The organism is Sphingomonas sp. LY54 (assembly GCF_035594035.1).
Classification (GTDB): Bacteria; Pseudomonadota; Alphaproteobacteria; order Sphingomonadales; family Sphingomonadaceae; genus Allosphingosinicella.
This window is the reverse complement of the sequence record NZ_CP141588.1, coordinates 1,380,887-1,397,830: the sequence shown is the minus strand read 5'-3', so window position 1 is coordinate 1,397,830 and position 16,944 is coordinate 1,380,887. Positions and strand designations below refer to the sequence as shown.

The window sequence follows — 16,944 nt, the reverse complement described above, 5'->3', positions numbered from 1 at the left end:
TGTAGGCGATCGTGCTGAACGGGCGGTTGACGGGTTTCCCGCAGGTGGTGGGCGTCGCGTTGCTCGATCCGCGCCGCCTGGGCCGTGGCGCTCGAGCGGGGCTATGCGCGGCTGGAGGCGATGCTGCTCGAGCAGGGCTATGCGCGGCTGGAGGCGATGCTGCTCGAGCGGGCGACGCGCGGCGCCGAGCGGTTCGCGATTGCCGGCGACAAGGAAGTCGCGGAGGAATTCGACTGGGACAAGGCGATGGACCTGCTGCGCCAGCACCAGCGCGGGCTCGCCGGGCGGACGCCCGACAACCGCCAGCGGCCGGCGCGGGTGCCGATCGAGGCGCTGACCGAGAAGCTGGTGCGCAAGCTGAAGGCGCTGGGGGTGGTAGTCGACGAGGAATAGGGGGGACAGGCCCTTCCCCTAACCCCCTCCCGCTTGCGGGAGGGGGGATTAGAGGTGTTGCGGGAGGGGGAAGCCCACCCCCGGCCCCTCCCGCAGGCGGGAGGGGAGGAGGAGGCCATGTGACCGGCTTATTGCGGTCGGGCGCCGGTGCGGGGGGACCCGCCGAGGCCGATGCAAGGCGACGGCTCACCCGAGCGGCTGGCGGTCCATGTAGTAACTGGTGACCCGGCGCGCATATTCGGCGTCCCATTGCGGCGCGTTGTCGGGCCGGTAGCTCGGCCCGCCGTCCAGCATCGTCTTGTCGACCGCGACCGTATAGCCGCCTTTCTCCTGGTTCACCTGGAGCAGCCGGAAGGGCACGGGGTGGTAGCTCTGGCCGAGGCCGAGAAGGCCGCCGAACGAGATGACGGCATATTCGACCTGGCCGCGGTGGCGCTCGATGTGGACGCTGTAGAGCATGCCGAGCTTGTGCCCGCGCGCATCGTAAACCGGCGTGTCGTCGACCCGCGCGCTCATCAGCGGCTTCATCCCCGCATCCTGGCCAGCTTGCATATCACGTCTCCTCAGGGTCTCGGCCGGCTCCGCTGCGCCGTATCCTTCGTCAACGTACGAGACGCCGGAGTGGCTCCGGCGCGGGCCCATCGTCCCAACCCATCGCCATCGGACCATCGCCATCGGCCCATCGCCATCCCGCCGGGACTGTGCTAGGAGCGCGCATCACCCGAGCCCTCCCGCAAGCATCAAGTGACAGAGAGACTGCGTGCTCTCGCTTGCCGACAAGGCTGACCGATGACCTACGATATATTGCGCTGCAGCACAGCCGGTGCACTCCAAGCGGGAACGCTGAAGCAGCGCCGCTTCCTTGACCGCGCCGCGCTGACCATGGCGGTGGCGGGCTGCCTCGGCCTGGCCGGCTGCGCGCCCTCCGAAGACCCCGACGCCGTCGCGCGCAACGCCGCATCCGGCGTGGCGGAGCGCGCGGAGGACCGCGCCGACAGCGCCGAGCGCCTGCGCGGCGCGACCGCCGCCGGCGAAGCGCGCGCCACCGCCGACCTGAAGCGCGCCGAGGCAGAGGAAGAGTCCCGCCAGGCCGATACGAACGAAACGGGCGAACAATGAGGAGGCGCTGCCTGGTCCTGGCCGCGGCGCTGGCCCTCGCCGGCTGTTCCGGGGCCGAGGAGCCGCGCGCGGCTCCGGGCGCGGTCGAAGCCCATCTCGCCAAGGCCGACAAGCGGGTCGAGGCCGACCGGGCCGTCGCGGTGCGCGAGGCGCGCGCCCGCGAAAAGGCCCGCGCCGAGGCCGCCACCGCCCGCATCGACGCGTCGGAGGAAGCCCGCGCCGGCCGGTGAGCGGCACCCCGTAATCATACGATCGTGCAACCAAAGCGCTGCGGGGTCGGTTATAGCCAGACCGCCGGAATGAGTTTGGGCTCCGGCGGCTGAGAGCCACTGCGTTCCCGCCCGATTGCGGGGAAATGTGGTGCATGCGCTGATCATCGAACAGGATGCCTGGGTGGTCCTCATGATCGAGGACGCGCTTGCCGATGCCGGCTACACCTCGTTCGACGTGGCCGGATCGGGCGCCGACGCGATGGCGCTGGCCGAAAAACGATGCCCGGACCTCATCACGTCCGACGTCAGGCTCGGCGCCTGCAGCGGCATCGATACGGTGCGCTCGATCTGCTCCAACCGCTGCATCCCCGTCGTCTTCGTGACCGCCACCGGCTGGGAAGTGCGCCATACCAACCGCGATCTGGCCGTAGTCCAGAAGCCGTTCAGCCCCGAAGAACTGAAGAGCGCGATACGGATGGCGGTCGCCAATCCGGTGCCGCTGGCCTGAAGGCTCGCGCCCCGCCGCCTAAGCGAGCGGGAGGGTGAAGCAGATGCGTGCGCCCCCGCCTTCGGCCTGCTCGGCCCAGATGCGGCCGCGATGGGCCTCGACGATGGTGCGGCTGATCGACAGGCCGACGCCCATCCCGCTGGCCTTGGTCGTGTGGAACGGATCGAACAGGATCGCGCGCTCGTCCGCCGGGATGCCGGGACCGGTGTCGGAGACGCAGATCTGGGCGCTATCGCCCTGCGCTTCCGCCTCTATCAGCAATTCGCGGCGCGGAGCGCCCACCATCGCCTCGAGCGCGTTGCGGATGAGGTTGAGCAGGACCTGCTGGAGCTGGACGCTGTCCGCCTCGACGACGAGCGCGTCGGGGATTTCCTGGCGGACCGCGACGGCGAAGCCCTCTGGCCCCATCAGCCCGAGACTCAGCGCCTCGGCCACCGCCTCGACGAGCCGTACCGGCGCGGTCTGGACCTCGCCGCGCGCGGTCAGGCGGCGCAGGCGGCGAATGACCTCGCCGGCACGGGTGATATTGTCCTGGGCGTGGTGGACGGCCTCGATCATCAGATCGCGCTCGGCCGCCGGGGACTGGATCAGCCGCGCCGCGCCGCTCAGATAATTGGCGGCGGCGGTCAGGGGCTGGTTGAGCTCGTGGGCGAGGGTCGAGGCCATCGCCCCCATCGCGCTCACCCGCGAGATATGGATGAGCTCGGCCTGGAGCTGGCGGACCTGGCGCTCGGCCGAACGTATCGCGGTGAGATCGGTGACCGCGCCGACGAAGCGCGTGGCGCGGCCAGCCTCATCGCGGATCAGGTAGGCGCGATCATAAACCAGGGCATAATCGCCATTGCCGCGGCGCAGGCGATATTCGCCCGCCCAATGGGTGGCGTCTCCGGCGATGGCGGCGTCGACTGAGGCGAGCACGCGGTCGCGGTCCTCGGGGTGGAGGTGGCTGCTCCACCAGGCCGAGGGCGTGTGGGTCGGGTCGGCCTTGTCCTCGCCGTCCCGAAAGCTGGCGAGCGCCTCGTTCCATCTGATGTCGTCGGTGACAAGGTCCCAGTCCCAGACGATGTCGTTGGTGGCGCGGGCGGCCAGCGCATAGCGCTCCTGGGTTTCCCCGGCGGCGTCGAGCGCCTGCTGCCATTCGGTGACGTCGTAGCCGACTGCGAACAGGCCGGCGATCGCGCCGTCGCCGTCGCGATGCGCCTGATAGGCGGCGTCGAGATAATATTGGCGCATCGGCCCGTCCGGGCTGGTGCGGATCTTGAGCGGGAGCGCGTGGCGAAACACCGGTTCGCCGGTCGCATAGACGCCGTCGAGGATTTCCAGGAAGTGCTGCTCGGCGAGCTCCGGAAAGGCCTCGGCCATGGTGAGGCCGATCACGTCGCTGCGGCCGGCGATGGCGATGAAGGTCTCGTTGATGAACTCGAAGCGATGCTCCGGGCCCTTGGTCAGGAAGACGAAGCCGGGCGTCTTCCAGAACAGGGCTTTTAATTTGCGGCCCTGCTCCTCGATCTGACGCCGGTCGTGCACGGCCGCGGTCGTGTCGATGCACGTGCAGAGCAAACCGGCGACTTCGCCGTCGTCACGCACCGGCGTATAGCCGAACGTGTAATAACCGGTGCGGCGGTAGCCGCTCTCCCAGGTCGGGAATGGGATATTCTCGGCCCACATGCCCGCGCCGGCGAGCGCCTGCTCGATGAACGGACCGATCGCCGGCCAGATGTCGCGCCAGAGATCGCGCAGTCCCCTGCCCAGGCTCGTGGCGTGATGGACGCCGAGCAGGTCGGCGAACGCGTCATTGTACAGGAAGGTGAGGTTGCGGCCCCAACCCAGATACATGGGCACGCGCGAATCGAGCATGACCTGGACGACGGTCTGCAAGGTCGGCGGCCACGCCGCGCGCGGGCCCAATTCGGTCGCCGACCAGTCGAATGCGGCGATCCGCTCGGCCATCGTCATCGACACGCTGCCGGTTCTAGTCGAGAAGTTCGTATCCATGGCGATGGCATACGGCTCAGACGCTGTCTTTCGGAAGGACCATGAGGCCCGCTGAATGGGAGAACGCAGTCGGTACAGGGACGAAGCGCCGATGCCGCCTACAAGCCAACAGGCTGGCGGCGAGAAGCGACGTTGCGGCCGGATGCTCTACAGGCAAGGCGGCTGAACCCACCGCCCTGCGGGATGAACAACGGCGCTAATCTATTGTGGTTCCTGAACTTTAGAAGGCGCGCCGGGAGCCCGTGCCCCCGGCGCGCATCCGATCAGAGTGCCGCTGTGCGGGCGCGGGCCGCGCTGTGGCCGCCGGCATTGTAGAGGATGTCCTGGACCGTGACCGGCGAGATGTCGGCGCGTTCGGCGTCGACCGAGACGAAGACGCCGCCGCGATTGACATGCTCCTCATAATAATGCGCGTCCTCGTCGCTGACGCCATGGTCGCGCAGGGCGCCGGCGAGGCCGCCCGCGGCAGCCCCGGCGACCGCGCCGGCGGCGATCGCGCCCCCGGCGACGCCGAGCGTCTCGGCGAGTGCGCCGGCCGCGAGGAACGGGCCGACGCCGGGGATGAGCAGAGCGCCGAAGCCGAGCAGGGCGCCGGCGGTCATGCCGACGCCGATGCCCGTGCGGGTCGCGTCGCCGTCGCCGTCGCCGTCGTGGCTGCGGGCTTCGTGGACGGCGCCATGGCCTTCATCGCGGGCGATCAGCGACAGCGCGCTCTCGCGCACGCCGGCGGCGCGGAGGTCGGTAAGGGCGCGCTCGGCCTCGGCGCGGGTGTCGAACACGGCGGACAGGATCTGGGGCATCTTTTATCCTCTTCTGGCTGTGGAGCTCCAATGCTCCGCGTGCCGCCCCAACGAGGCGCGGGCCGCGCCGTTCCTCGCTTTACCGCGCGCGCCGTGCTCAGGGCGCAGAAACGGGCCGGCGCGGCGGCGCGGCGCGCAGGTGCCAGAAGCGTCCGCCACGGCCCATGACGCCGCCCAGCGTGCCGGCGCCGCCGGCCTCGAGCGCGACGAGCAGGCTCTCGACATCGTCCCCGCCGGCCGGGTCGGGGAGATCGTGGGCGGCGCGGATCTGCGCCATCGCCAGCAGCAGCAGGCGGCGCGCGATGGCGCGCGGCAGGCCGTCGACATCGATCCGCCATTCGCCGCCCTGCTCGTTGATGCGGTCGTCGGCGAGCTGGCCGACCACCCAGGCGAGCGCGTCGTCGGCCTCGCGGCAGGCGGCGGCGCTGCGGGCGAGGCGCCCCGGTTCGAATGCGGGATTGGCGGCGAGGAAGGCCCGCATCCGCACCCGGTCGAAGCGCGGATCGCGGTTCGACGGGTCGTCGGCGGCATGGATCCCGGCCTCGCCGACCACCGAAGCGAGTTCGGCCCGGGTCCAGCTGAGCAGGGGGCGCACCACCGTCAGGTCGGGCCCTTCGGCGCGGACCGGGCGGATCGCGGCGAGGCCGGACAGGCCGGCGCCGCGCTGCAGCCGCATCAGGATCGTCTCGGCCTGGTCGTCGGCATGATGCGCGGTCGCGAGCAAAGGCAGGCCCTGCGCGGCGGCCCATTCGGCGAGCGCGGCATAACGGGCGCGCCGCGCCTCGCCCTGCAGGCCGGCGCCGCCCGCCGCAACCTCGACCCGCAGGGTCGCGTGGGGGACATCGAGCGCGCGGCACAAATCGGCGACCATCTCCGCTTCCGCGGCGGCCTCGGCGCGCAGGCCATGATCGACGCTCGCCGCCTGGACCGCGCCGGGGAGAGCGGCCGCGGCGAGCAGCAGCAGAGCGAGGCTGTCGGGTCCGCCCGATATAGCGAGGCCGAGCCGCTCGCCTTCGCCGCCAAGCGCGGCGAGATCGCGGCGGAAGCGGTCGACAAGCTGGGGGTCGGGGGCGGGCATGGCGAGGAGCTTAGGCGATCCGGCCCGGCCGGGTAAGCCGTCAGTCGGGCGCGCGCAAGCGTGCCGCGTCGATGATGGCGGCGGCGCGCAATTCCTCAAGAATGGGGAGCGCGCCGGTCGTGTTGGCCATCGGCGCGTCGATGCCGATCCGAACCGCGAGCCCCGACATGATTGTGTCGGCTTCCTCGAACGCCGCGCAGACCGCGGCGGCGAGCGGGACCGGCGCGGGCTAGGCGACGGCACAGCGCCACCAGCACCGCCTGGACGGCGATCGCCTCGGTCTGCAGCACCGCCAGCTCCGCGCGCAGATCGGACTCGGCTTCGTCCATCCCTACAGAAAGCGCAGGGCGCGGCTTTGGTTGCCGGGCGATGGTGCCGCCGAGAGGCGGTCCCGATGGATTGCCGCGGCGCTGCGCGCCTCGCAATGACGGAAATCGGGCGGTGCCTCGCTTGACCATCGCCGGTGCGGCCCTATCTCGGCCGTGCGAGGCCACGTCCTCCCCCATGATGGGCAGAAGTCCGGGACGGCCCGGCCACTTGCTATGGGAGGCTGTCGTGGCCTGGATTCTTCTCGTCGTCGCCGGATTGCTGGAGGTCGTGTGGGCCTTCTCGATGAAGCAATCGGAAGGCTTCACCCGCCTGACGCCCTCGCTGGTCACATTGGGCGCGATGATCGTCAGCTTCGCGCTTCTGTCCTGGTTGATGCGGACGCTGCCGCTCGGCACCGCCTACACGGTGTGGACGGGGATCGGTGCGGTGGGCGCGTTCCTGGTCGGCATCGCCGTGCTCGGAGAATCGGCGAACGCGATGCGCATCGCCGCCGCTCTGCTGATCGTCGTCGGCCTGGTGCTGATGAAGGTGTCTAGCCCGGCGTAAGGGTGTAGTCCCGTCATTGCGAGCGGAGCGAAGCAATCCAGTGGGCCTGGCCTGGATTGCGGCGGCGCGTTCCGCGCCTCGCAATGACGAGGCGGCTGATCAGGCGGGGCGGGGGCCGAACAGGATGATGGCGGCGCCGGCGAGGCAGACGGCGGCGCCGATCAGGTCCCAGCGATCGGGCTTCGCCCCCTCGATCAGCCACAGCCAGGCGATCGCCGAAACGATATAGACGTCGCCATAAGCTGCGTAGGTGCGGCCGGCATGCTCGGCGTCGACCAGCGTCAGCAGATAGGCGAACAAAGCCAGCGCCGCCATTCCCGGCAACAGCCACCAGACCGACTTGCCCATCCGCAGCCACGCCCAGAAGGCGAAGCATCCGGCGATCTCGGCCAAAGCGGCGCCGATATAGGCGAAAGCGGTCATGGGGCCGGTGTCGCAGGGAGGGCCGAGCGGTGCAATGGTGCGGGGGTTGCCGCCGTCATTGCGAGCGAAGCGAAGCAATCCAGCGAGCGGTGGGGCCGGTGCGGGTTGGATTGCCGCGGCGCTGGCGCGCCTCGCAATGACGGAGGAGGAAGCGGCGGCTGCGGGACTAGGCCGCAGCCGCTAGGCCGTCAGCGGCACTTGGCGGCGGTGCGGGCCTGGGGGAGGCGCTGCTGAAGCCAGGCGCGCATGGTGGCGCCATAGACGTCGCGGAGCTCGTCATAGACCTTGCAGGCCTCGGCCGGCTTCTTGAGGTCCATCAGCGCCTGGCCGAGGAAATAGAGGCTGTCGGCGGCGCGCTCGCCGGTCGGGTTGTTCTGGTAGTTGGCGAGCAGGACCTTGGCCGCGGTCGCCGGCTTGCCGTCGTCCAGATAGGCGCGGCCGGCGAGGTTGGCGGCGTAGCTGGCGCGCTTGTGCTTGGGATATTGCTTGGCCATCGCTTCCAGCGTCTTCTGGGCGGCGGCGTAATTCTTCTGCTCCCACTGGCGGTAGCCGGTGAGGTAGGCGTCCTCGCCGGCGTCGCCAGTGCTGGGCGGCGCGACCTCGGAGGCGGCCGGGGCGGGCTCCGACGCGGCCGGAGCGGACGGCTGCGCGGCGGCGGGCGGCGGCGTAACCGGCTCGGCGGCGCGCGCTTCGGTTTCGCTGCGGAGGCGCGTGAGGGCATCCTCGAGCTGGCGCAGGCGGAACGCGTTCTCTTCGCCCTGGCGGGTGACGGTCTGGAGCTGCGCCTCGAGCGCGTCGACGCGCGCGGTGAGGTCGGCGATGGCGCTGCTGGCGGGCACGCCGCCCGGCGCGACCACGGGCGTCTCGGGCCGGATCTCGGGCTCGACATTGCCGCCCGGGAAGACCTTGCGCTGGACGGCGCGCATCTCGGATTCGAGCTTGCCGACGCGCTTGTCGATGGTGGGAGCCTGCTGGGCCGAGGCCGGCGCCGCGACGCTCGCCATGAGGATGACGGCCAGAAGATGAAGACGCATGGATTTCCCCCGCACTAGGACTGACCCGTCGATACTAAGAGAGCGAGCCTGTCGCCAGCATTAAGCGTGCCGTACCAACGCGACTATCAGCGCGAGTGTTCAACGCTATTGGGGCGTTCCCGGGGCAACCGGCGCCGCCGGCTGGGCGCCGGGCAGGCGCGCGAGCAGGTCGGCGGGCAGCAGGCTGACGTCGGCGATCGTCTTCTGCGCCGGCCCGAGCTGCGGAATCTCGGTCGTGCCGACGGTGACGCGCAGCGCGTCCGGACGGCCGGTCAGGATCTGCGGCGCCTTGGCGGTGGCGGGGATTTCGTAGCGCTCGCCGGCCTTCAGCGTCGCCTCGCGGATGCGCGGCCCGCCATTGCCCTCGTAGATGCGCAGCCAGACGTCGTCGGTGGCGGTGAGCACGACCGGGCCGGTGACGGGAGCCGGCGCTGCCTCGGGCTGCGGCGCGGCGGGCGGCGGCACCTGGGTCTCGGCGGCGACCAGATCGGCGTCCGGCGCCGCGCTGTCGTCGACCGAACCGCTGCGCCAGACCATGTAGCCGATCACGAGCAGCAGGGCGATCGCGGCGGCGACCCAGGCGAGCGAACGCGGCGGGACGCGGGCCGGGTCGGCGGGCTCGTAATAAGCGGTGGCCGGGGCGGCATAAGTCGGGGTGGCGCCGAGCAGTTCGCGGACCTCGGCGCCGATCTCGTTGCCGTTGAGGCCGATCGCATTGGCGTAGGAGCGGGCGAAGCCGACGCTGTAGGTGGTGGCGGGGAGGGCATCCCACTCGCCGTCCTCGATATGCTGGAGGTGGCGGGTCGGGATGCGCGTCTGGCGGGCGACGTCGTCGAGGGTCAGGCCCTTGGCTTCGCGGGCGGCGCGAAGGCGCACGCCGACCGGGTTCGAAAGCACCTTGTCGTGGTCGGCATCACTCATTCACGCACCCCTGGGGCCGGTCGCGCCGGCTCTCGAATTAATTTGGATCAACACACTCCAGAGCCCGGTTGTTGTCAACCGCGGCCCCTATCTGCCTCTGATAGACGGGCTGCAACGTCAACCTGTCGAAACCCCGTGTTTTTCTGCCCAGTCGACCAAAGCCGCGCGCAGATCGGCGGGCGGGTTGTCGAGCAGATCGTGGACCATCGGCGTCAGCTTGGCATGATCGAGCGAGCGGATCATGGCCTTGACCGGCCCGACCGCGACCGGCGTGATCGACAAGCGGCGCAGGCCGAGGCCGATCAGCGCCATCGCCTCGAGCGTGCGGCCGCCCATCTCGCCGCAGACGCCGACCGGGACATTGTGCGCGTCGGCGGCACGGACGATGCGGCGCAGGAAGCGGAGCACGGCCGGCGACAGCCAGTCGTAGCGCTCGGCGAGGCGCGGGTGGGCGCGATCGGCGGCGAACAGGAACTGGGTGAGATCGTTGGTGCCGATCGACAGGAAATCGAGCCGCGGCAGCAATATGTCGAGCGCCTCGGCAAGCGCCGGCACCTCCAGCATCGCGCCGTAGCGGATATTGGTGGGCAGCATTTTCTTGCGTGCGGCGAGGATGGCGCGCTGGGATTCGACCAGCGCCTTGGCCTCGTCGAACTCCCACGGCTCCGACACCATCGGGAACATGATGCTGATCTCGCGGCCGGCGCCGGCCTCGAGCAAGGCGCGGGCCTGCGCCTTCATCAGGCCATCGCGGTCGAGGGCGAGGCGAAGCGCGCGCCAGCCCATCGCCGGATTCTCTTCCTGATGTTCGCTGGCGCTCAGATAGGGCAGTGCCTTGTCGCCGCCGATGTCGACGGTGCGGAAGATGACCGGCTTGTCGCCGGCATCCTCCAGCACTGAGCGGTAGAGGCGCTGCTGGCTCTCGCGGCGCGGCAAGGTCGCGGAGACGAGGAACTGGAATTCGGTGCGGAACAGGCCGATGCCGTCGGCGCCGGTGAGGTCGATCGCGCCGACATCGTCGCGCAGACCGGCGTTGATCAATACCGTGATGCGCTGGCCGTCCTTGGTGACGGGCGGCAAATCCTTGGTGGCGGCGAATTCGGCGCGGCGCTTCTGGGTGACGACGAGCCGCGCGTCGAAGCTGCGCTCGAGGGCGGGCGCCGGCCGCACCAACGCCTGGGAACCGTCGGCGTCGAGCAGGATATGGTCGCCCTCGTTGATGACCTGGCGGACGTCGCGGACGCGGCCGAGCATCGGCACGCCCATCGCCCGGGCGACGATCACGACGTGCGAGGTCAGCGACCCTTCCTCCAGGATCACGCCCTTCAGGCGCCGCCGGTCATATTCGAGCAGTTCGGCCGGGCCGAGATTGCGCGCAATCAGGATCGTATCGCTCTGCAGGCCCATCTGGGCGGCGGTGCCGAGCCGGCCGGAGACGATGCGGAGCAGACGGTTGGCGAGGTCGTCGAGATCGTGCATCCGCTCGGCGAGCAGGGGATCGTCGATCTCGCGCATCCGCATCCGCGTGCGCTGCTGCACGCGCTCGATCGCCGCCTCGGCGGTGAGGCCGCTGTCGATCGCCTCGTTGATGCGCCGCGACCAGCCCTCGTCATAGGCGAACATCTTGTAGGTCTGGAGGATCTCCTGATGCTCGCCGGCGGTGCCGAATTCGGCCTGGCTGGTCATCGTGTCGATCTGCTCGCGCATCTTGCGGAAGGCGGAATAGACGCGCTGGCGTTCGGCCTCGGTATCCTCGGCGACGGTATGCTCGATGAGGATGCGCGGCTGGTGATAGACGGCGTTGCCGCGCGCCATGCCGGCGACCAGCTTCAGCCCTGACAGGCCGACCGAGCCGAGGTCGCGCGTGGAGGCGCCTTCGCTTGCCTTGTCGGCGAGCCCGGCGGCGCCGATCAACTCGCTGAGCACCATCGCGACGGTCTGCAGCGCCTCGATCTCGACGTCGACATAGGCGCGCGGGTCGGCGTGCTGGACGCAGAGCACGCCGATCGCGCGCTCGCGCCGGACGATCGGGACGCCGGCGAAGCTGTGGTACAGTTCCTCGCCCGTCTCCGGCCGGTAGGCGAATTCCGGGTGGCGCGTCGCCTCGTCGAGATTGAGCACCGCTACCTGCTCGGCGATGGTGCCGACCAGGCCCTCGCCCATCGCCAGCTTGGTGACGTGGACGGCGCCCTGGTTGAGGCCGACGGTGGCGTAGAGCTCGAGCAGCCCGTCGCGCAGCAAATAGATCGAGCAGACCTCGCTCGCCATCGCGTCGGCGATGATCTTGACGACCTTGTTGAGCTTGGCCTGGGCGCCGGCACGCGAGGCCATCACGTCGTGAAGGCCGGTCAGGATCTCGCGGGCTGAGGCGACGGAGCTGCCGATCATGGACCGGGGCTAACAGAAAGGAACCCGGCTTCCAATGGCCGGGCAATTGTCACTGGCCCGGCGCCTGCTCCAGCGCCCGGGCGAGCGCGGCACCGAGCGACTCCACACCATAGGGCTTCTGCAGGATCGGGAATTCGGCCGCCGCGCCGCCGAATATCTCGTCGCTGTAGCCGCTTGCCAGAAGCACCGGCAACGCCGGGTGCTTTTCGTTGATGGCGCGCGCGAGATCGATCCCGGACGCGCCCGGCATGACGACGTCGGTGAAGACGATGTCGGCCGGCTCGCGCTCCAGCATTTCCAGCGCCGCCTCGGCGCAATCGGCGCTGATCACGCGATAATGCAGGTCGGCCAGCAAATGCTCGGCGAACTCGCGGACATGAGCATTGTCCTCGACCAGGAGGACGGTCAGGCCGGTGCGGGTGCGATCGCTTTCGATGGCCTCAGGCGCGGCCGCCGCAATCTTGTCTGTGCGCGGCAGGAAGAGGTTGATGGTCGTGCCCTGGGCCGCCTCGGATTCGATCGTCGCTTCGCCGCCGGTCTGGGCCGCGAAGCCGTGGATCTGGCTGAGGCCGAGCCCGGTGCCCTTGCCGACCGGCTTGGTGGTAAAGAACGGTTCGAACGCCCGTTGCGCCACTTCGGGCGGCATGCCTTCGCCGGTATCGGCGATAGAGATGCAGATCCGGTCCGGGTCGCCGGGCACGTTGCGCGTCGAAAGGGTGAGGGTGCCGCCGTCGGGCATGGCGTCGCGCGCGTTGAAGGCGGCGTTGAGCAAGGCGGTCTCGAGCTGTGCCGAATCCGCCTCGGTCAGCCAGAGCGAGGGTGCCAGGTCGAGGCGGACTTCGATGGGCGCGCCGAGCGTGCGCGCGAGCACGTCGGCAAAAGCGTCGAGGCGGATGTTGAGATCGATCACCTCGGGCTTGAGCGGCTGGCGGCGGCCGAAGGCGAGCAGATGGCTGGTGAGCGTGGCGGCGCGGTCGGCAGTCTCGACGATCGCCCGCAGATAGCGCTGCTTCTTCTCTTCGCTGAGCTCGGCGCGCTGGAGTAATTCGGCCGAGCCGCGGATCACGGTCATCAGGTTGTTGAAGTCATGGGCGATGCCGCCGGTGAGCTCGCCCAGGGCCTGCAGCTTCTGGGACTGGACGAGCGCGGCGCGCGCTTCCTCCAGTTCCTGCTCGGAGAGCTTGCGCTCGGTAAGGTCGCGGGTGACCTTGGCGTAGCCGACCAGATCCCCGTCCTCGCCATAGATCGGGTCGAGCACCACGCTCGCCCAGAAATGGGTGCCGTCCTTGCGGACGCGCCAGGCCTCCCTCTCATATTTGCCTTCGCGCCGCGCGGTCTCGAGCGCCCGGGCCGGCTCGCCCGAAGCGCGGTCCTCGTCGGTGTAGAAAAGCGAGAAATGCTGGCCGACAATCTCCTGCGCCGTGTAGCCCTTGATCGCCTCCGCGCCGGTGTTCCAGTTGCTCACCCGGCCTTCGGTGTCGAGCATGTAGATGGCGTAATCGCGCACGCCCTGGACGAGCATGCGGAAGCGCCGCTCGCTGTTCTGCAATTCCTGTTCGGCCGCGCGCTTCTCGGTGATGTCGCGGGTGATCTTGGCGAAACCGAGCAATTTGCCGCTGTCGCCACGGATCGGATCGATGACGACATGGGCCCAGAAGTGGGTGCCGTCCTTGCGGACGCGCCAGCCTTCGGACTCGAATCTGCCTTCGCGGGCGGCAGTGGCAAGGGCCTTGGCGGGCCGTCCGGCGGCGCGATCCTCGTCGGTGAAGAAGCGCGAGAAATGCTCGCCGATGATCTCGTGCTCTTCATAGCCCTTGAACTGGCGCGCGCCCGCATTCCAGGTGGCGATATGCCCGTTCGGGTCCAGCATGTAGATGGCGTAGTCGGTCACGGAATTGACCAGCAGCTGGAAGCGCTGCTCGGAGACGTGGGAATCGAACTGAGTCGCGTCGGCCATGATCATCCTGAGCGGAGCCGGAGCGGACGCCCCAACAAAAGTTTATCCCCCGCCCGATTCGCTTGTACGCGCCGGGCGTACCGGATCAAGGCCTTAGCCGCGGACGTCTCCAGCCGGGACGCCGCGGCCAAGGACCGCGGGCGGCCTCAGGCGTGAATCGCGCGGCGCTCCAGCGCCTGCGCGGCCTCGTCGATCAGGTTGGAGATGATGGTCGCGACCGGCGCCTCTTCCTTGACCATGCCGACCGACTGCCCGGCCATGATCGAGCCGCTCTCGACATCGCCTTCGATCACGGCGCGGCGGAGCGCGCCGGCCCAATAATGCTCGATCTGGAGCTGGGCCTCGCCCATCTCGACCTTGCCCTCGTCGAGAAGCTGGGCGACCTCGCGCTGCTTGGCGGCGAAGGCCTCCATCTCGCGGTTGCGGATCGCGCGCACGGGGATGACCGGCAGGCGCGGGTCGATCTGGACCGACGGAATCGCGTCGCGCGCCGAGGCGCGGATGAACGCCTTCTTGAAGTTCGGATGGGCGATGCATTCGTGCGCGCAGACGAAGCGGGTGCCGAGCTGGACGCCGGAGGCGCCCATTTCCAGATAGCCGGCCATGAGCCCGCCGCGGCCGATGCCGCCGGCGACGAAGACGGGAATGTCCGCCGCCACCTCCGGCAAGATCTCCTGGGCGAGCACCGAGGTCGAGACCGGGCCGATATGGCCGCCGGCCTCCATGCCCTCGATGACGAGCGCGTCGACGCCTGAGCGGATCAGCTTCTTGGCGAGCGCGAGCGCGGGGGCGAAGCAGACCATCTTCGCGCCCGATTGCTTGACCCGGTCGATCGCGCCCGTCGGCGGCAGCCCGCCCGCGAACACGACGTGGCCGACCTTATGCTTGGCGCACACGTCGATCAGGTCGAACAATTGCGGGTGCATGGTGATGAGATTGACGCCGAACGGCCGGTCGGTGCGCTTCCTGGTCTCGGCGATCTCGGTATCGAGCAGGTCGGGAGTCATGGCGCCGCAGGCGATCACGCCGAAGCCGCCGGCGTTAGAGATGGCGGAAACGAGGTTGCGCTCCGAGATCCAGCTCATCGCGCCGCCCATGATGGCGACTTCGCAGCCGAGGAAATCGGTGCCGCGCTTCATCAGGCGCTTGAGGCGGTCGTGGCCGGTAGAATTGGTGACGTCGTTCATGGTCATTCCGTCGGTTCGGCGTCGAGGCCGTAGGTGGTGTGGAGCACGCGCACGGCGAGTTCGGTATATTCCTCGGGGATCAGCACAGAGACTTTGATCTCCGAGGTGGCGATGGCGAGAATGTTGATGCCGCGGTCCGCGAGTGCGCGGAACATCTGGGCGGCGATGCCGGCGTTGGAACGCATGCCGACGCCGACCGCGCTCACCTTGACGACATTCATGTCGGTGATGATCTCGTCGAAGCCGATCTCTGCCTTCACCTGTTGCAGGGCGTCAACGCTGCGGGCGAGCGACGCGGTGGGGACGGTGAAGGTGAGATCCCTTTTCTCGCCTTCGCGGGCAACGCTCTGCACGATCATGTCGACGTTGATGTTGGCGTCGGCCAGCGGGGCGAAGATCGCCGCTACCGTCCCCGGCTCGTCGGAGAGGCCGAGCAGCGTGATCCGCGCCTCGTTCTTGTCATAGGCGATGCCGGTGATGACGTTGCGTTCCATATCTTTGTCCTCGATGGCGTCGTCGCCGACGATCATGGTGCCGGGCTTGTCCTCGAAGGAGGAGAGGACCTGGAGCGGCATGTTGTAGCGCATGGCGAGGCCGACGGAGCGCGTCTGCAGCACCTTGGCGCCGACGCTCGCAAGCTCCAGCATCTCCTCATAGGTGACCCGATCGAGCTTGCGCGCGCGCGGCACGATGCGCGGGTCGGTCGTGTAGACGCCGTCGACGTCGGTATAGATGTCGCAGCGATCCGCCTTCATCGCCGCCGCCAGCGCCACCGCCGACGTGTCGGAACCGCCGCGGCCCAGGGTCGTGACGTCGCCCTTGTCGGTCACCCCCTGGAATCCCGGGATGACAGCGATGCCGCCTTCGGTAAAAACGCGCTCCAGCACCGCCGCATCGATGCCCTCGATCAAGGCGGCGGCATGGCCGCTGGTCCGGATCGGGAGTTGCCAGCCCATATAGGAGCGCGCGTTGAGGCCCATGCCCTGCAGCGTGATCGCGAGGAGGCCGCTGGTGACCTGCTCGCCGCTGGCGACGACGACGTCATATTCGCGGGGATCGTAAAGCGAGGCGGCCTCGCGGCAGAGCTGGACCAGGCGGTCGGTCTCGCCGGCCATCGCCGAGACGACGACCGCGACCTGGTTGCCGCGCTCGGCCTCGCGCTTCACGAGATTGGCGACGTGGCGGATGCGCTCGATGCCGGCCATCGAGGTTCCGCCGAATTTCATGACGATACGGGCCATCGAACTCGCTGGGCTGGCGTTGACAAGAGCGTGGGAAAAAGAGCGCGGCCCTGATAGGGAGGCGCCATGGCACATGCAAGCATACCGCTCTCGACGATCGACCCGAAGGAAGCCAAGCATTTCGGCCGGATGGCGGCCGAATGGTGGGACCCGAACGGCTCCTCGGCGATGCTGCACAAGCTCAATCCGGTGCGGCTGTCCTATATACGCGACCGGATCGACCAGCATTGGGGGCTCGACGAATGCAGCCGGACGCCGCTCGCCGGCAAGCGCGCGGTCGATGTCGGCTGCGGCGCGGGCCTGCTCGCCGAGCCGCTCGCTCGGCTCGGGGCGGAGGTCACCGCGGTCGATGCGGCGCCGGAGAATATCGCGGCCGCCCGCCTCCATGCCGAGGGGCAGGGGCTGGCGATCGACTATCGCGTCGGCGGCGTCGAGACGCTGGCCGGGCCGTTCGACCTCGTCACCTCGCTCGAGGTGCTCGAGCATGTCACCGATCCGCGCGGCTTCATCGGCGGGCTCGGCGACCTGCTCGGCCCCGACGGACTGCTGATCCTGTCGACGCCGAACCGCACCAGCCTGTCGCGGCTGCTGATGATCACGCTCGCCGAGGGCACCGGCCGCATCCCGCGCGGCACGCACGACTGGGAGAAGTTCCTGACCCCGAACGAGACCTGCGCGCTGATGCGCGACGCGGGGCTGGAGGTGGTCGACGTGACCGGGCTCGCCTTCTCCGCGACGCGCGGTTTCACCCTCTCCGACAACAAGTCGCTCGACTATCTGGTGACGGCGAAAAGGGCTTAGTTCCCCTCTCC

The 16,944-nt window shown here is 69.3% G+C and carries 18 protein-coding genes; 6 read left to right on the top strand and 12 right to left on the bottom strand.

The genetic code is table 11. From position 1 onward, the window contains the following. The first annotated feature begins 84 nt into the window (after window positions 1–84). Window positions 85–393, top strand: a complete 309-nt coding sequence (locus tag SH591_RS07095) for a hypothetical protein (protein ID WP_324751120.1) — start codon at window positions 85–87, stop codon at window positions 391–393. A gap of 186 nt (window positions 394–579) precedes the next feature. Here the strand turns inward: SH591_RS07095 and SH591_RS07090 are convergent, their stop codons facing one another. Further along, a complete protein-coding gene (locus tag SH591_RS07090; protein ID WP_324751119.1) occupies window positions 580–945 on the bottom strand; it encodes a PRC-barrel domain-containing protein in 366 nt (121 codons plus the stop codon). Window positions 946–1,182: 237 nt separating this feature from the next. Between SH591_RS07090 and SH591_RS07085 the strand changes: the two genes are divergently transcribed. The 3 genes from SH591_RS07085 to SH591_RS07075 all read left to right on the top strand — a co-directional run bounded on the left by SH591_RS07085 (window position 1,183) and on the right by SH591_RS07075 (window position 2,232). Continuing rightward, window positions 1,183–1,512 (top strand): hypothetical protein, encoded by a 330-nt coding sequence (locus SH591_RS07085; protein WP_324751118.1) that lies wholly within the window; start codon window positions 1,183–1,185, stop codon window positions 1,510–1,512. After that, window positions 1,509–1,742 (top strand): hypothetical protein, encoded by a 234-nt coding sequence (locus SH591_RS07080; protein ID WP_324751117.1) that lies wholly within the window; start codon window positions 1,509–1,511, stop codon window positions 1,740–1,742. The genes SH591_RS07085 and SH591_RS07080 overlap by 4 nt, the downstream gene beginning before the upstream one ends. Window positions 1,743–1,872: 130 nt before the next feature. Then, window positions 1,873–2,232 (top strand): response regulator, encoded by a 360-nt coding sequence (locus SH591_RS07075; protein ID WP_324751116.1) that lies wholly within the window; start codon window positions 1,873–1,875, stop codon window positions 2,230–2,232. Window positions 2,233–2,250: 18 nt separating this feature from the next. Here the strand turns inward: SH591_RS07075 and SH591_RS07070 are convergent, their stop codons facing one another. From SH591_RS07070 to SH591_RS07055, 4 genes are all read right to left on the bottom strand, one after another. Continuing rightward, on the bottom strand, window positions 2,251–4,227 hold the full coding sequence (locus SH591_RS07070) for an ATP-binding protein (protein ID WP_324751115.1): 1,977 nt from the start codon (window positions 4,225–4,227) through the stop codon (window positions 2,251–2,253). A 263-nt stretch (window positions 4,228–4,490) separates the two neighbouring features. Next, a complete protein-coding gene (locus SH591_RS07065; protein ID WP_322832430.1) occupies window positions 4,491–5,027 on the bottom strand; it encodes a hypothetical protein in 537 nt (178 codons plus the stop codon). 97 nt (window positions 5,028–5,124) lie between these two features. Then, window positions 5,125–6,105 carry a tRNA lysidine(34) synthetase TilS gene (tilS, locus tag SH591_RS07060; RefSeq protein WP_324751114.1) on the bottom strand — a complete coding sequence of 327 codons (981 nt, stop codon included), beginning with the start codon at window positions 6,103–6,105 and terminating at the stop codon, window positions 5,125–5,127. Between the two features lie 40 nt (window positions 6,106–6,145). Continuing rightward, window positions 6,146–6,274 carry a hypothetical protein gene (locus tag SH591_RS07055; RefSeq protein WP_324751113.1) on the bottom strand — a complete coding sequence of 43 codons (129 nt, stop codon included), beginning with the start codon at window positions 6,272–6,274 and terminating at the stop codon, window positions 6,146–6,148. 386 nt (window positions 6,275–6,660) lie between these two features. On the opposite strand from SH591_RS07055, the gene sugE reads away from it, so the two are divergent. Beyond that, entirely contained in the window at window positions 6,661–6,981 is a 321-nt protein-coding gene (gene sugE / locus SH591_RS07050; RefSeq protein WP_324751112.1) for a quaternary ammonium compound efflux SMR transporter SugE, read from the top strand. Between the two features lie 99 nt (window positions 6,982–7,080). On the opposite strand, the gene SH591_RS07045 is transcribed toward sugE, so the two are convergent. The 7 genes from SH591_RS07045 to SH591_RS07015 all read right to left on the bottom strand — a co-directional run bounded on the left by SH591_RS07045 (window position 7,081) and on the right by SH591_RS07015 (window position 16,132). Further along, window positions 7,081–7,404, bottom strand: a complete 324-nt coding sequence (locus SH591_RS07045) for a YnfA family protein (protein ID WP_324751110.1) — start codon at window positions 7,402–7,404, stop codon at window positions 7,081–7,083. A gap of 188 nt (window positions 7,405–7,592) precedes the next feature. Continuing rightward, entirely contained in the window at window positions 7,593–8,438 is an 846-nt protein-coding gene (locus tag SH591_RS07040) for a tetratricopeptide repeat protein (RefSeq protein ID WP_324751109.1), read from the bottom strand. Window positions 8,439–8,543: 105 nt separating this feature from the next. Further along, window positions 8,544–9,359, bottom strand: coding sequence for a helix-turn-helix domain-containing protein (locus tag SH591_RS07035; RefSeq protein WP_324751108.1), 816 nt, complete (start codon window positions 9,357–9,359; stop codon window positions 8,544–8,546). A gap of 117 nt (window positions 9,360–9,476) precedes the next feature. Continuing rightward, window positions 9,477–11,747 (bottom strand): phosphoenolpyruvate--protein phosphotransferase, encoded by a 2,271-nt coding sequence (ptsP, locus tag SH591_RS07030; RefSeq protein ID WP_324751107.1) that lies wholly within the window; start codon window positions 11,745–11,747, stop codon window positions 9,477–9,479. A 49-nt stretch (window positions 11,748–11,796) separates the two neighbouring features. Then, window positions 11,797–13,704 carry a hybrid sensor histidine kinase/response regulator gene (locus SH591_RS07025; RefSeq protein WP_324751106.1) on the bottom strand — a complete coding sequence of 636 codons (1,908 nt, stop codon included), beginning with the start codon at window positions 13,702–13,704 and terminating at the stop codon, window positions 11,797–11,799. A gap of 146 nt (window positions 13,705–13,850) precedes the next feature. Next, window positions 13,851–14,891: an NAD(P)H-dependent flavin oxidoreductase gene (locus SH591_RS07020; RefSeq protein ID WP_324751105.1), complete on the bottom strand. Its 1,041-nt coding sequence runs from the start codon at window positions 14,889–14,891 to the stop codon at window positions 13,851–13,853. A gap of 2 nt (window positions 14,892–14,893) precedes the next feature. Next, window positions 14,894–16,132, bottom strand: coding sequence for an aspartate kinase (locus tag SH591_RS07015; protein WP_322832440.1), 1,239 nt, complete (start codon window positions 16,130–16,132; stop codon window positions 14,894–14,896). Window positions 16,133–16,198: 66 nt separating this feature from the next. Here SH591_RS07015 and ubiG point away from each other — a divergent pair, with 66 nt between their 5' ends. After that, entirely contained in the window at window positions 16,199–16,933 is a 735-nt protein-coding gene (ubiG, locus tag SH591_RS07010; RefSeq protein ID WP_324751104.1) for a bifunctional 2-polyprenyl-6-hydroxyphenol methylase/3-demethylubiquinol 3-O-methyltransferase UbiG, read from the top strand. Window positions 16,934–16,944 lie beyond the last annotated feature (11 nt).

Coding starts and splice junctions, on each gene's coding strand:
- SH591_RS07085 (WP_324751118.1), top strand. CDS start 1,183: ATGACCTACGATATATTGCGCTGCAGCACAGCCGGTGCACTCCAAGCG.
- SH591_RS07015 (WP_322832440.1), bottom strand. CDS start 16,132: ATGGCCCGTATCGTCATGAAATTCGGCGGAACCTCGATGGCCGGCATC.
- SH591_RS07035 (WP_324751108.1), bottom strand. CDS start 9,359: ATGAGTGATGCCGACCACGACAAGGTGCTTTCGAACCCGGTCGGCGTG.
- SH591_RS07055 (WP_324751113.1), bottom strand. CDS start 6,274: ATGTCGGGGCTCGCGGTTCGGATCGGCATCGACGCGCCGATGGCCAAC.
- SH591_RS07025 (WP_324751106.1), bottom strand. CDS start 13,704: ATGGCCGACGCGACTCAGTTCGATTCCCACGTCTCCGAGCAGCGCTTC.
- SH591_RS07040 (WP_324751109.1), bottom strand. CDS start 8,438: ATGCGTCTTCATCTTCTGGCCGTCATCCTCATGGCGAGCGTCGCGGCG.
- ptsP (WP_324751107.1), bottom strand. CDS start 11,747: ATGATCGGCAGCTCCGTCGCCTCAGCCCGCGAGATCCTGACCGGCCTT.
- SH591_RS07070 (WP_324751115.1), bottom strand. CDS start 4,227: ATGGATACGAACTTCTCGACTAGAACCGGCAGCGTGTCGATGACGATG.
- SH591_RS07080 (WP_324751117.1), top strand. CDS start 1,509: ATGAGGAGGCGCTGCCTGGTCCTGGCCGCGGCGCTGGCCCTCGCCGGC.
- ubiG (WP_324751104.1), top strand. CDS start 16,199: ATGGCACATGCAAGCATACCGCTCTCGACGATCGACCCGAAGGAAGCC.
- tilS (WP_324751114.1), bottom strand. CDS start 6,105: ATGCCCGCCCCCGACCCCCAGCTTGTCGACCGCTTCCGCCGCGATCTC.
- SH591_RS07090 (WP_324751119.1), bottom strand. CDS start 945: ATGCAAGCTGGCCAGGATGCGGGGATGAAGCCGCTGATGAGCGCGCGG.
- SH591_RS07045 (WP_324751110.1), bottom strand. CDS start 7,404: ATGACCGCTTTCGCCTATATCGGCGCCGCTTTGGCCGAGATCGCCGGA.
- SH591_RS07065 (WP_322832430.1), bottom strand. CDS start 5,027: ATGCCCCAGATCCTGTCCGCCGTGTTCGACACCCGCGCCGAGGCCGAG.
- SH591_RS07020 (WP_324751105.1), bottom strand. CDS start 14,891: ATGAACGACGTCACCAATTCTACCGGCCACGACCGCCTCAAGCGCCTG.